The following is a 12,237-nucleotide window of genomic DNA, read 5'->3' as shown; positions in this document are numbered from 1 at the left end:
CCTGTGCCCACTGAGGTTGCCGCTTAGCATCGGTCGGAACATGACGACGCGGTTGAAGCGACCCGGGGACGGCACCGTCCGTGCGGCTCTGCTTGCCCTCGTTCTCCTCTGCCTCGTTCCGCTGTTCGGTGTCGCAGGGGCGGCGAACTCCCCTTCCACCGGACCGACGGCCGAGCGCGCCGCGACCGCCGTCGTATCCGCCTCCTGGGCTGACCCGCGCGTCGAAGACCGCGGCTGTCACGAGGGACAGCCGGGAGCGCCGGGCGGCGCGCCGGCCCTGAGCCCCGACCAGTCGGGGCCGCACGCCCCCAAGTCGGCACCCGCCCCGCCCCGTCCGCAGGACGACGTCCCGGCTCTCGCCGCCGCGTCGCCGCCGGACGCCACATCGGTCGACCTGCACAGAATCCAGATCTGCAGAACGTAGACGGGCCCTCTCCACCCGTCCACGGCCGACCGGGTCAGACAGACCCGGCCGGTACCGCTGTGCTGCGTGTCCACCTCCGCAGCCGCCACCTTCACGTACAGGAGAGACACCCATGTCCGTTTTCACCAGTGCGCGCACCGCTTCACGGAGCGATGCCACCTCCCTCGCCGCGTCCGCGCGGTCCGGCAGTGACCTCGGTCTGCTGGTCCTGCGCTGGGCGGTCGGTCTGACGATGGCCGCCCACGGAAGCCAGAAGCTCTTCGGCTGGTTCGGCGGTGGCGGCCTCGACGGCACCGAGGCGTTCTTCGCGAGCAGCGGCTACACGGCCGCGCAGACCATGGCGGTGGTCGCCGCGCTCACCGAGGTCCTGTGCGGCCTCGGCCTCGCCGTCGGCCTGCTCACACCGCTCGCCGGAGCGGGTGTCGTGGGCGTCATGCTCAACGCCATCGCCGTGAAGTGGGGCAGCGGCTTCTTCGGCCCCAACGGCATCGAGTTCGAGCTGTTGTTGCTGGTCGCGGCCGTGAGCCTGACCTTGGCCGGTCCCGGCAGGTTCGCGGCCGACCGGCTGCTGCCCGGACTGCGCACACACCGGCTCTCCCACGGCCTCGCAGCCGTGGCGCTCGGCGCGGCAGCGGCGGGCATCGTCCTGGTGACCCTTCGCAGCTGACCTTCCCCTGAGGTGGGCCGAGGGCTCGCCTTGAGTTCAGTGAGTGCCGTGGTCGGCCGCCTTGACGAGCTTTTCGAGCTCGTCGGGGTGGCCGACCGTGACCGGGTTCCCTCGATACTGGCCTGAGGTCCGCCCATCCCGGCAGCGCCCGAGCGACCCCGCTGCCGATATCACCAGGAGGTACCCATGAAGATGCTGATCAACGTGGCAGAGACCGTCGTCGCCGACGCGCTGCGCGGCATGGCGGCCGCCCACCCCGAGCTGGCGGTCGACGTCGAGAACCGGGTGATCGTACGCAAGGACGCCCCTGTCGCGGGGAAGGTCGGGCTCGTCTCGGGCGGTGGGTCGGGGCACGAGCCGCTGCACGGCGGGTTCGTGGGCCCGGGGATGCTGTCGGCGGCCTGTCCCGGTGAGGTGTTCACCTCGCCCGTGCCCGATCAGATGGTGCGGGCCGCGGCCGCCGTGGACAGCGGGGCCGGTGTGCTGTTCATCGTGAAGAACTACACGGGTGACGTGCTCAACTTCGACATGGCCGCCGAGCTCGCCGAGGACGAGGGCATCCAGGTGGCCAAGGTCCTGGTCAACGACGACGTCGCGGTCACCGACAGCCTGTTCACCGCGGGGCGGCGCGGTACCGGCGCGACCCTCTTCGTGGAGAAGCTCGCGGGAGCCGCCGCGGAGGCGGGCATGCCGTTGGAGCGGGTCGAGGCGATCGCCCGGCAGGTCAACGAGAACGCGCGCAGCTTCGGCGTCGCGCTGAGCGCGTGCACCACCCCGGCGAAGGGCAGCCCCACCTTCGACCTGCCCGCCGGGGAACTGGAGTTGGGCATCGGCATCCACGGCGAGCCGGGGCGTGAGCGGCGCCCCATGATGACCTCGCGGGAGATCGCCGACTTCGCCGTGCACGCCGTCCTGGAGGACCTCGACCCGCGCAACCCCGTCCTGGTCCTCGTCAACGGCATGGGCGCCACACCGCTCCTTGAGCTGTACGGGTTCAACGCCGAGGTCCAGCGCGTGCTCCTGGAACGCGGTGTGCCGGTGGCGCGCACGCTCGTCGGCAACTACGTGACCTCGCTGGACATGGCGGGTGCCTCCGTGACGCTGTGCCAGGTCGACGAGGAGATGCTGCGACTGTGGGACGCGCCGGTGCGCACGGCCGGGCTGCGCTGGGGTATGTGACCCGTCGACACCCACCTGTACGCACACATGCCCGAACACGTACAACGCTAGGAGATTCTGTGCTCGACGCCGACTTCTTCCGCCGCTGGATGACGGCCGCCGCGGCCGCCGTCGACCGTGAGGCGGACCGGCTCACTGAGCTGGACTCGCCCATCGGCGACGCCGACCACGGCAGCAATCTGCAGCGCGGCTTCACCGCCGTCGCGGCCGTCATCGAGAAGGACGCCCCGGACACGCCGGGCGCCGTCCTCACGCTGGCCGGGCGGCAGTTGATCTCCACGGTGGGCGGCGCGTCGGGGCCGCTCTACGGCACGCTGCTGCGCCGCACCGGCAAGGCGCTCGGCGACGCCGCCGAGGTCGACCGGGCAGCGTTCGCCGACGCGCTGCGCACCGGCGTGGACGCGGTGGCTGCGCTCGGCGGTGCCGCGCCCGGCGACAAGACGATGCTGGACGCGCTCGTCCCCGCCGTCGACGCGCTCGGCGACTCCTTCGCCGCCGCGCGGGACGCCGCGCGCGACGGCGCCCTCGCGACCACTCCCTTGCAGGCGCGCAAGGGCCGCGCCAGCTACCTGGGCGAGCGCAGCGTCGGGCACCAGGACCCCGGCGCCACCTCGTCCGCCCTGCTCTTCGAGGCGCTCGCCGAAGCCGCGGACGGCGGCAACGACACCCCGGAGGCCGACCGTGGCTGACGACAGGGACACGGACGGCGGCGACAAGCTGGTCGGCATCGTCCTCGTCTCGCACAGCGGCCCGGTGGCCGAAGCGGTCGCCGCGCTCGCGCGCGGACTCGCGGGCGGCGGCGTCACCGTGCCGGTGGCCGCGGCGGGCGGTACGGAGGACGGCGGGCTCGGCACCAGCTCCGACCTCATCGCGGCGGCCGCCGCCGAGGTGGACCGCGGCGCGGGCGTCGCGATCCTCACCGACCTCGGCAGCGCGGTCCTCACGGTGAAGGCGCTCATCGCGGAGGGCGACGAACTCCCGGACGGCGCGCGCCTGGTGGACGCGCCCTTCGTGGAGGGCGCGGTCGCCGCCGTGGTCACCGCGTCGGCCGGTGCCGACATCGCCGCCGTCGAGGCCGCGGCGGCGGAGGCGTACTCCTACCGGAAGGTGTGAGCCGCCGGGGCGGGGCGTTCCGCCAGGCGTACCGCTAGTTCTGTCGCACGAACCGCCGGGCCAGCGCCTCGCCCCGGGCGACCGCTGCCCGGTGGCTCTCGATGGGCGTCGCCTTGGGGCCCTTGAAGAAGAGGTACGTGACGCCGGAGTCCACGCCGCCGCTCCTCGGATCGGGCCGGATGCCGAGGGCCTTGGCCGTCGCGTACGACGCCTCGCCGATGAGGTCCGTGGGCCCGGTGTCGCCGACGACGGCGTACCGCACCCTGCCGCGGTGGATCACGGCGGCGACCGTGCCGCCGGTGATGCCGTGGGCGGCGTGCTTCCAGCGGCGGCTCGCGCCCGGCACCACGACGTAGGGCAGGTGTTCCGCGTCGAGCTGGCGGCCGTCGGACTGCTGGAACGCCGTGGCGTGGAAGAAGAGCGGGTCGGTGCGCCGGTTGCAGGCCCTGGTCGGCCGCCCGTCGCAGTCGATGTCCATGTCGGCCTTCCAGAAGACCGCGCCGCGCTTCGCGCACACGGGCACGGTCGCGCGGGCGCCGTCGTCCGTGCGGAACTTCCCGTGCGAGATCTGCCGGCAGGAACCGGTCCTGGCGAGCAGATCGGCGGCCCGCACGGAACCCTCCCCGGGCAGGGAGGCAGGGGCGGCAGGGACTGCCAAAGCGGGAACCCTCGGCGCTCCACTGAACCCGCGGCCCGAACTCGCCACCTCGTCGGGCGACTTGACGACCGGTTCGGCCGACGGCTGCTGCGCCGCGGCGGGGAACGAGGCGGGGGCCAGCAGCGCGGCCCCGGCAGCGGCGGCCAGGGCCGCCGTTCTGGTACGCACGAGAAGAAACCCTTCGTAGGGGACATGTGACGGCTCGTAGGCCAGATATCCCAATCTGCGCCCCGTCGTATGCCCCATCCGGCGTTCGAGGCCCGGACGGCGGACGCCCCGCCGCCGCGCGCGTCGGCACCAACCGGTCCACCCCACCTCTTGATGTGCCCCCGTCACCTGTGTCAAATAGGTCCGGACCAATGCCGTCGAGTGGAAGGCAGCACCGTGCGACGGACCCCGCACCTGTCCACCCCCCTGACCCTGCTGACCGCCCTGGCCGTCGCCGCTCTCGGCGGCTGCGCGTGGGGCGGCGGCGACAGCCACGACTCCAAGCCGCCCGCGGCGCCCCGCGGACTGACCGTGCAGGCGGGCAGCGCCACCACCGCCCACGTCATGTGGAACCAGGCCTCCGACGACACCGCGGTGACCGGGTACGAGGTGTACCGCGACGCCAAGAGGGTCAAGCGGGTGCCGGGCGGGCAGCACATGGTGGACGTCGTCGGCCTGAAGCCCGCCACCCGGTACTCCTTCACCGTCCGCGCCCGCGACGCCGAGGGCAACGTCAGCGAGGACAGCAGGAGGCTCTCCGTCACGACGCCCGCGGCGACCGCGGCCGACCACAAGCCGCCGTCGCGGCCCGGGAAGCTCCGGGGCGAGGCGGCGGGCAGCCGGGCGGCCTCGCTGTCCTGGGGGAAGTCGTCGGACAACCAGAAGGTGGCCTCGTACGAGATCTACCAGGGCACATCGAAGATCCACAGCGTCGGCGGGGCGCAGACCGCGACGCTCGTCACCGGCCTGCGGCCGAACACCACCTACGTCTTCACGGTCAAGGCGCGCGACGCGGCCGACAACTTCTCGCCCGCGAGCGGGCAGGTCCGCCTCACCACCGCGGCGGGCAAGGACGGCGGACGCGCCACCGCGCCGTCCGGCTTCCGCGCGACGACGCACCGCGCCGACGGGGCGTACTACATCGATCTGGCCTGGACCCCGCCGGACACGGGCGGTGCGGTGACGGAGTATCAGATCCAGCTGGACGGCCGCACCGTCACCTCGCTCGTCTTCGGCGGCACGGCGCCGCGCGACAAGGCCGAGCACAGCTTCTACATCGGCGAGAAGGCCGGGGAGAGGCACCGGATACGGATCCGTCCCAAGCTGCCCGACGGGACGTGGGGCGGCTACTCGCCCGAGCGGACGGTCACGACGGGGCGATCTTGACTCCGGATCCCGCCCGAGCCATGAGGATGTCCGCCGCGCTCCGGCACCAGTCGCGGGACTCCCGCTCGAAGGCCAGGCCGCGCAGACAGGTCAGATAGGGGCCGACGCGCTCCCCTGTGCGCAGGAAGTCCTCCTCTTCGACGCCGCCGCGCAACCGCGGCAGCAGCTTCTCCAGGACCTCGATCTTCGCGTCGGCGATCGCGGCCCGCTCCTGGAGCTGCTCGATCACCGGCGCGGCGGCGACGCCGTCCACGGCCTGCACCTTCACCAGGAGGTCGTCGCGGATGAACGACGGCTTCGCGGCGCGGGCGGCGAACCGCTCCATCTCGGCGAGTCCTTCGCCGGTCACCCGGAAGAGCCGCTTGTTCGGGCGCCCCTCCTGGACGACCTCACGCCCGGCGACAAGCCCTGCCGCCTCCAGCTTGGCCAGCTCCGCGTAGAGCTGCTGCGGCAGCGCGTGCCAGAAGTTGGCCACGCCGATGTCGAAGCCCTTGGCCAGCTGGTAGCCGCTGCACTCGCCGTCAAGCAGCGCGGCGAGCACCGCGTGTCGCAGAGCCATTGCCCGGTTCCCCTTCCCTTTCGCCGTCTCGTACCCCCATCATCATAGTCATCATTCTGACTACTCAGATTGATGACTATGGAACGATGGAGGACCCCATGACGCACCCCACCGCCGCCCGCTTCCGCGCCGTCGTCGAGGCGGGCGACCTCGACGCGCTCGAAGAGCTGTTCACCCCTGACATCCGCTTCTACAGCCCGGTGAAGTTCACGCCCTTCGAGGGGCGGCCGATGGTGCTCGGGCTCTTCGGCGTGCTCCTTCGGACCTTCGAGGACTTCCGGTACGTCGGGTCGTTCGCCGGGGAGTCGCGGACGAGCTCCGACGGCAGCGAGGCCGAGTCGGCCGTCCTGCTCTTCCGTACGACCGTCAACGGCAAGGAGATCCACGGCATCGACCTGCTGCACTTCGACGAGGAGGGGCTGATCAAGGAGTTCACCGTGATGGTGCGGCCGCAGTCCGCCGTCCAGGTGCTCGGTCAGGCCGTGTACGCGGGGCTGGTCGCCGACGGCCTCGTCCCTGCCCCCTAGTCACCCGGCCGGGTCGTGACGCCCGGTCAGCTCTCCGCCGTACGAAGGATTTCGTCACCTGCCCGGAGGCCGTCCGCATGCGGACCCCGCCGACGGCACGTTGGCTCTTCGTCAGGTAGCACGGGCGTTCCCCAATCCTCGGCGGCGCATGGGTTGTACCGCCTCCCGTGTCACCGGAGGGCAGACTCATGCGTACCACCCAGATATTCGTCCGCTCCGGCCTGATCGTCGCCGCCGCCGCGCTGCCGCTGACACTGGCCGCTCCCGCGTCCGCGGGCGGCGGCATCACCGTGACGGCCACCGGCTCGACCGTGCAGGTCACGGGGGCCTGCGCCGGTGGCACGGCCTCCTTGATGGGCGCCAACAACGCCAGCTTCGCCGGAGGCCAACAGGTGCAGATCAACAATGGCAGTGGTGCCTGGCAGAACGTCAGTCCAGGCACCTACACCGTTATGGTCAGCAACTGCTCGGGCGGCGGCGAATCCGGTCCTCAGACCGTCACCGTCGGCACCGCGCCGACGACCTCCTCGACCAGCGCGCCCTCGCGCGGCGTCCGGGGCGGGCTCGGGGGCGGTACGGAGGACCGGGGCACGCTGACGCTCGTCACCGGCGGGGCCCTGGTGGCCGCGGCGGCGACCGGCGGTGTCTGGTACTTGCGGCGCCGGGGCGCCAGCAGCCGGACCTGACGGCGGGTCACGGGCCACGAGCCACAGGCCACGAGCCCCGCAGAGCACACCGCACCACCGGCTGCCGCCCACCCGATTTCGCTCCGGGTGGGCGGCAGCCGCACGTCCGGGTTCCGGGCACGCCCTCTTCCGCCCGCGCCGGGGCACCCTTGCCCGCCCCGGTGAACCGACTTACCGTCCTCCCAGCCGACAGGGAGGGCGCGCTCATGCCACGACCGCTCAGCGTTCAGCTCTACACCGTGCGCGATCAGCTCGCCGAGGACTGGCCTGGGACGGTGCGCCGCCTGGCCGGACTCGGTTACGGCGCGGTCGAGCCGTACGACGTGCTCTCCGACCCCCGGGGCCACCGCCTGATCCTCGACGACCTCGGGCTCACCGTGTCCGGCGCGCACGCCGGGCAGCTGCTCGCCCCGGATCCGGGCCCCGCCCTCGACGCGGTGGCGACGCTCGGCACCGACCTCGCGATCGTCCCCGCCGGACTGCCGCCCGACGACTTCACCACGCGCGAAGGGCTGGCCAAGGCCGCCGACCGCCTCAACTCCCTGGTGGAACCGGCCCGTCGGCACGGCGTCCGCGTCGGCTACCACAACCACTGGTGGGAGATCGAGCCCCGCTTCGGCGACGGGGATGACGCACCGCTCCGGCATGCCGTCGAGGTCCTCGCCGAACTCCTCGACCCCGCCGTGTTCCTGGAGGTCGACACCTACTGGGCGGCCGTCGGCGGCGCGGAGGTGCCGCGCCTGCTGCACGGCCTGGGCGACCGGGTGGCGGCGCTGCACCTCAAGGACGGCCCCGGCACGAAGGAGGACCCGAACGTGGCCGTCGGCGGTGGCACCATGCCGGTGCCGGAGATCCTCGCCGCGGCGCCCGGCGCCCGGCGGGTCATCGAGTTCGACGCGTGCGCGGGCGGCACGGACGACCTCTTCGACGCACTCGCCGCGAGCCTCACCTACGTAAACTCCTTGGAGGCGGCGTGAGTTCGGGCCCCGTCGGCATAGCCGTCGTCGGCGCGGGTGTCATCAGCGCACAGTACCTGCGCACGCTCGGCGGCTTCCCCGACGTCCGGGTCGTGGCCGTCGCCGACCTCGACGAGGCGCGCGCGCAGGCCGCCGCCCGCTCCCATGGCATCCCGGTGTGGGGCGGCACCGAGACGGTGCTCGCGCTCCCCGAGGTCGAGCTCGTCGTCAACCTCACCGTGCCCGCGGCGCACGCGCAGGTGGCGACGGAGGCGCTGCGCGCGGGCAAGCACGTCTACGGCGAGAAGCCGATCGCCCTCGCGCCCGCCGATGCGGAGAAGCTCCTTGCCCAGGCGTCGGAGCGGGGGCTGCGCGTGGGCAACGCGCCGGACACGTTCCTCGGCGCGGGTCTGCAGTCGGCGCTGCGGGCCGTGGCGGCCGGGCACATCGGCACGCCCATGACGGCGACCACCGTGACGCAGAGCCTGGGGCCCGAGCGCTGGCATCCCGACCCGGCGTTCCTCTACCAGCCGGGCGCGGGCCCGCTCTTCGACCTCGGCCCCTACTATCTGACCTCGCTCATCGCCCTGTTCGGCAGCGTGGCGCGGGTGGCCGCGGTCTCGTCCCGCGCGCGCCGGGAGCGCTCCGTCGGGTCGGGCCCGAAGGCCGGACAGGTGTTCCCGGTGGACGTGCCGACGCACGTCTCCTCGCTCGTCGAGTTCGCCTCGGGGGTGCGGGCCAACTCGACGTTCAGCTTCGACTCGGCGCTCCCCCGCATCGGCTTCGAGATCACCGGCACCGAGGGCACCCTCGCCGTACCCGATCCGAACACGTTCGGCGGCCCGCTGAAGCTGCTGCCGGGCGGCTCCGACGACTGGCGCGAACTGCCCGTGCGCGGCCCTCTCGACGGGCGCGGCATCGGCGTGGTCGACATGGCGAGGGCCCTGCGCGGCGACACCGCCCACCGTGCCTCGGGCGCGCTCGCGCTGCACGTCCTGCAGACGATGACGGCGATCACGCACTCCGCGGACCACGCCGAGTTCACCCCGCTCGCCACCGAGGTCGTACCCCCGGAGCCACTGCCCGAGGAGTGGGACCCACGGGAGGCGACGCTCGGCTAGCGGTTCCCCGAGCGCTTGCGGTGGCCCCGGCCTCCTAATAGTTCATGGCCAGCACGACGCCGAGGCAGGCGAGAATGCCGACCAGGGTGGCGACGGCAACGGCAATCACGGCGCAGCCGAGCAATCCCGTGATGCCCGCGATCGCCGCCCACCCGACGCGTGTCGCCCGTTCCGCCCGCTCGACCGCGTCGCTCTCGGCACCGTCGTCGTACCACCCCGAGTCAGCCATGGATCACGGCGCCTCCAGCTCCTCGATCGTCCGTTCCAGCCACCGCGTCCAGAACGTCTCCAGGTCGATGCCCGCCCGAAGGACCACGTGCCGCAGGCGGTCCTCGACGGCGTCCCTGCCGGGCGGGAAGTCGCGCCGCTCGATCTCTTCGTACTCGGCCAACTGGTGGCGGTGCAGGTCGAGATGGCGGTGCAGGTCCGCCTGGATGCCGTCCGTGCCGACGACCGCGGCGGCGCGCAGGCGCAGCAGGAGCGTGTCGCGCAGTGGCTTGGGGTCCTGGCTCGTCGCGGTCCAGCGGGCCAGTTCGGCGCGGCCCGCCGGCAGGACCTCGTACTCCTTCTTCTGCCCGCGCGTCGCGCCCTGTCGCGGCAGGGCGCGAATGGCCCCCTCGCGCTCCAGCCTGCCCAGCTCGCGGTAGATCTGCTGGTGCGTGGCCGACCAGAAGTAGCCGATGGACTTGTCGAACCTGCGGGTCAGTTCGAGCCCGGACGACGGCTTCTCTAGGAGCGCGGTGAGGATCGCGTGCGGGAGTGACATGGCGCCAATCCTAGGGACGGCGCGCCTCACAGGGCGGCGGCGAGCTCCGTGCCCTGCTTGATGGCCCGCTTGGCGTCCAGCTCGGCCGCCACGTCCGCGCCCCCGATGAGATGCACGCTGCGGCCCGCGGCGAGCAGCTCCTCGTACAGGCCGCGGCGCGGTTCCTGTCCGGTGCAGAGCACGACGGTGTCGACGGGGATGACGGAGGAGACGCCGTCGACGGTGACGTGCAGGCCCGCGTCGTCGATCAGGTCGTAGCTCGCGCCCGCCACCATCGTGACGCCCCGGTGGCGCAGTTCGGTGCGGTGGATCCACCCCGTCGTCTTGCCTAGGCCCTGGCCGACCTTGGAGGTCTTGCGCTGCAGGAGGTGCACGCTGCGCGGCGGGGCGGGCCGCTCGGGCTTCGTCAGGCCGCCGCGCTCGCGAAACTCCATGTCGACGCCCCACTGCCGGAAGTACGTCGCCGGGTCGAGGCTGGCCTTCTCGCCGCCGTCGGTGAGGTATTCGGCGACGTCGAAGCCGATGCCGCCCGCGCCGAGGATCGCGACCCGCTCGCCGACGGGCGCCTCGTCACGCAGGACGTCGAGGTAGCCGACGACGCTGGGGTGGTCGATGCCGGGGATCTCCGGGGTGCGGGGCATGACGCCGGTGGCGATGACCACCTCGTCGTACGCCGCCCCGGCGAGCTCGTCGGCGGTGACGACGGTGTTCAACCGGACGTCCACACCGCGCAGTTCGAGCTGGGTGCGGAAGTACCGCAGGGTCTCGTCGAACTCCTGCTTGCCGGGGACCTTGCGGGCCACGTTGAGCTGCCCGCCGATCTCGGCGGCGGCGTCGAAGAGGGTGACGTCGTGGCCCCGCTCGGCGGCCGAGACGGCGAACGCAAGACCCGCCGGGCCCGCGCCGACGACGGCGAGGCTCTTCTTGGTGCGGGTCGGGGAGAGGATCAGCTCGGTCTCGTGGCAGGCGCGCGGGTTCACCAGGCAGGAGGTGATCTGCAGGTTGAACGTGTGGTCGAGGCAGGCCTGGTTGCAGCCGATGCAGGTGTTGATGGCCTCGGCCCGCTCGGCCCGCGCCTTGGCGACGAAGTCGGGGTCGGCGAGCAGCGGGCGGGCGAGCGACACCATGTCGGCGGCGCCGTCGGCGAGCAACTCCTCGGCGATCTCGGGGGTGTTGATGCGGTTGACGGCGACGAGCGGCACGGCGACCTCGCCCATCAGCTTCTTGGTCACGAAGCTGTAGGCGGCGCGCGGCACCGACGTGGCGATGGTGGGGATGCGGGCCTCGTGCCAGCCGATGCCGGTGTTGATGATGGTGGCGCCCGCGGCCTCGATCTCCTTGGCGAGGTGGACGACCTCGTCGAGGGTGGAGCCGCCGGGGATCAGATCCAGCATGGAGAGCCGGTAGATGATGATGAAGTCCGCGCCGACGCGCTCGCGGACGCGGCGGACGATCTCGACGGGGAAGCGGATGCGGTTCTCGTAGGAGCCGCCCCAGCGGTCGGTGCGCTGATTGGTCGGCGCCGCGATGAACTCGTTGATCAAGTAGCCCTCGGAGCCCATGACTTCGACGCCGTCGTACCCGGCGAGCTTCGCCAGCTCGGCGGCGCGCACGAAGTCCTCGACGGTCTGCTCGACCTCCTCGTCCGCCAGGGCGCGCGGCACGAAGGGGCTGATCGGCGCCTGGAGCGCGCTCGGCGCGACGAGCTTGTCGTGGTAGGCGTACCGCCCGAAGTGCAGGATCTGCATCGCGATCCTGCCGCCCTCGGCGTGCACGGCGGCGGTGATGACCTTGTGTTCGTCGGCCTCCGCCTCCGTGGTCAGCTTGGCGCCGCCGTCCCAGGGGCGGCCGAGCTCGTTCGGGGCGATGCCGCCGGTGACGATGAGGCCGACGCCGCCGCGCGCGCGGGTGGCGTAGAACTCCGCCATCCGCTCGAAGCCGTTCGGCGCCTCTTCGAGGCCGACGTGCATGGAGCCCATCAGGACCCGGTTGGGCAGGGTGGTGAAGCCCAGGTCGAGTGGGTTCAGCAGGTTCGGGTAACGGCTCATGCGGCCCCTCCGTACGCGGTGTCTACGGAACAGTTCTAGACGACGCGCACACGGTTGTGCAACTAGTTGCATAAACGCGATGGCGTGAGCGCCATGTCCGAATCCCGCCAGCCGCGCCCTCGCGCGAGACGCAGACTGGAGCCAGCAACCGAACGTTTG

Annotated in this window: 15 protein-coding genes; 10 read left to right on the top strand and 5 right to left on the bottom strand. The window is 72.3% G+C overall.

What is annotated here, in order from left to right:
* Window positions 1–40 precede the first annotated feature (40 nt).
* The 5 genes from CP970_RS38805 (at window position 41) to CP970_RS38785 (ending at window position 3,383) form a co-directional block, all read left to right on the top strand.
* Window positions 41–424 carry a hypothetical protein gene (locus CP970_RS38805; protein ID WP_150494533.1) on the top strand — a complete coding sequence of 128 codons (384 nt, stop codon included), beginning with the start codon at window positions 41–43 and terminating at the stop codon, window positions 422–424.
* A gap of 112 nt (window positions 425–536) precedes the next feature.
* Window positions 537–1,091 (top strand): DoxX family protein, encoded by a 555-nt coding sequence (locus tag CP970_RS38800; RefSeq protein ID WP_055543817.1) that lies wholly within the window; start codon window positions 537–539, stop codon window positions 1,089–1,091.
* 186 nt (window positions 1,092–1,277) lie between these two features.
* Window positions 1,278–2,270, top strand: a complete 993-nt coding sequence (dhaK, locus tag CP970_RS38795) for a dihydroxyacetone kinase subunit DhaK (RefSeq protein WP_055543816.1) — start codon at window positions 1,278–1,280, stop codon at window positions 2,268–2,270.
* Between the two features lie 59 nt (window positions 2,271–2,329).
* On the top strand, window positions 2,330–2,959 hold the full coding sequence (gene dhaL / locus CP970_RS38790) for a dihydroxyacetone kinase subunit DhaL (RefSeq protein ID WP_055543815.1): 630 nt from the start codon (window positions 2,330–2,332) through the stop codon (window positions 2,957–2,959).
* Window positions 2,952–3,383, top strand: a complete 432-nt coding sequence (locus CP970_RS38785; RefSeq protein WP_055543814.1) for a PTS-dependent dihydroxyacetone kinase phosphotransferase subunit DhaM — start codon at window positions 2,952–2,954, stop codon at window positions 3,381–3,383. The genes dhaL and CP970_RS38785 overlap by 8 nt, the downstream gene beginning before the upstream one ends.
* A 34-nt stretch (window positions 3,384–3,417) precedes the next feature.
* On the opposite strand, the gene CP970_RS38780 is transcribed toward CP970_RS38785, so the two are convergent.
* Window positions 3,418–4,209: a glycoside hydrolase family 75 protein gene (locus CP970_RS38780; protein WP_055543813.1), complete on the bottom strand. Its 792-nt coding sequence runs from the start codon at window positions 4,207–4,209 to the stop codon at window positions 3,418–3,420.
* 216 nt (window positions 4,210–4,425) lie between these two features.
* On the opposite strand from CP970_RS38780, the gene CP970_RS38775 reads away from it, so the two are divergent.
* A complete protein-coding gene (locus CP970_RS38775) occupies window positions 4,426–5,415 on the top strand; it encodes a fibronectin type III domain-containing protein (RefSeq protein ID WP_055543825.1) in 990 nt (329 codons plus the stop codon).
* Here CP970_RS38775 and CP970_RS38770 read toward each other — a convergent pair.
* A complete protein-coding gene (locus tag CP970_RS38770; protein WP_055543812.1) occupies window positions 5,396–5,974 on the bottom strand; it encodes a PadR family transcriptional regulator in 579 nt (192 codons plus the stop codon). The two genes, CP970_RS38775 and CP970_RS38770, sit on opposite strands and share 20 nt — an antisense overlap.
* Before the next feature lie 98 nt (window positions 5,975–6,072).
* On the opposite strand from CP970_RS38770, the gene CP970_RS38765 reads away from it, so the two are divergent.
* The 4 genes from CP970_RS38765 to CP970_RS38750 all read left to right on the top strand — a co-directional run bounded on the left by CP970_RS38765 (window position 6,073) and on the right by CP970_RS38750 (window position 9,264).
* On the top strand, window positions 6,073–6,501 hold the full coding sequence (locus CP970_RS38765; RefSeq protein ID WP_055543824.1) for a nuclear transport factor 2 family protein: 429 nt from the start codon (window positions 6,073–6,075) through the stop codon (window positions 6,499–6,501).
* Window positions 6,502–6,689: 188 nt separating this feature from the next.
* A complete protein-coding gene (locus tag CP970_RS38760) occupies window positions 6,690–7,187 on the top strand; it encodes a hypothetical protein (protein ID WP_055543811.1) in 498 nt (165 codons plus the stop codon).
* A 206-nt stretch (window positions 7,188–7,393) separates the two neighbouring features.
* Complete coding sequence (locus CP970_RS38755) at window positions 7,394–8,164, top strand: sugar phosphate isomerase/epimerase family protein (RefSeq protein ID WP_055543810.1); 771 nt, start codon at window positions 7,394–7,396, stop codon at window positions 8,162–8,164.
* Entirely contained in the window at window positions 8,161–9,264 is a 1,104-nt protein-coding gene (locus tag CP970_RS38750) for a Gfo/Idh/MocA family protein (RefSeq protein WP_055543809.1), read from the top strand. Before CP970_RS38755 ends, CP970_RS38750 begins: the two co-directional genes overlap by 4 nt.
* A gap of 34 nt (window positions 9,265–9,298) precedes the next feature.
* Here CP970_RS38750 and CP970_RS38745 read toward each other — a convergent pair whose 3' ends face one another.
* Genes CP970_RS38745 through CP970_RS38735 form a run of 3 tightly spaced genes read right to left on the bottom strand, consistent with a single transcriptional unit; the run spans window position 9,299 to window position 12,078 of the window.
* Window positions 9,299–9,493, bottom strand: coding sequence for a hypothetical protein (locus tag CP970_RS38745; RefSeq protein ID WP_055543808.1), 195 nt, complete (start codon window positions 9,491–9,493; stop codon window positions 9,299–9,301).
* Window positions 9,494–9,496: 3 nt separating this feature from the next.
* Window positions 9,497–10,030 carry a PadR family transcriptional regulator gene (locus CP970_RS38740; RefSeq protein ID WP_055543807.1) on the bottom strand — a complete coding sequence of 178 codons (534 nt, stop codon included), beginning with the start codon at window positions 10,028–10,030 and terminating at the stop codon, window positions 9,497–9,499.
* A gap of 26 nt (window positions 10,031–10,056) precedes the next feature.
* Window positions 10,057–12,078 (bottom strand): NADPH-dependent 2,4-dienoyl-CoA reductase, encoded by a 2,022-nt coding sequence (locus CP970_RS38735; RefSeq protein ID WP_055543806.1) that lies wholly within the window; start codon window positions 12,076–12,078, stop codon window positions 10,057–10,059.
* Between the last annotated feature and the right edge of the window lie 159 nt (window positions 12,079–12,237).

It is taken from the genome of Streptomyces kanamyceticus (genome assembly GCF_008704495.1).
Classification (GTDB): Bacteria; Actinomycetota; Actinomycetes; order Streptomycetales; family Streptomycetaceae; genus Streptomyces; species Streptomyces kanamyceticus.
This window is presented reverse-complemented; position numbering and strand designations above follow the sequence as displayed.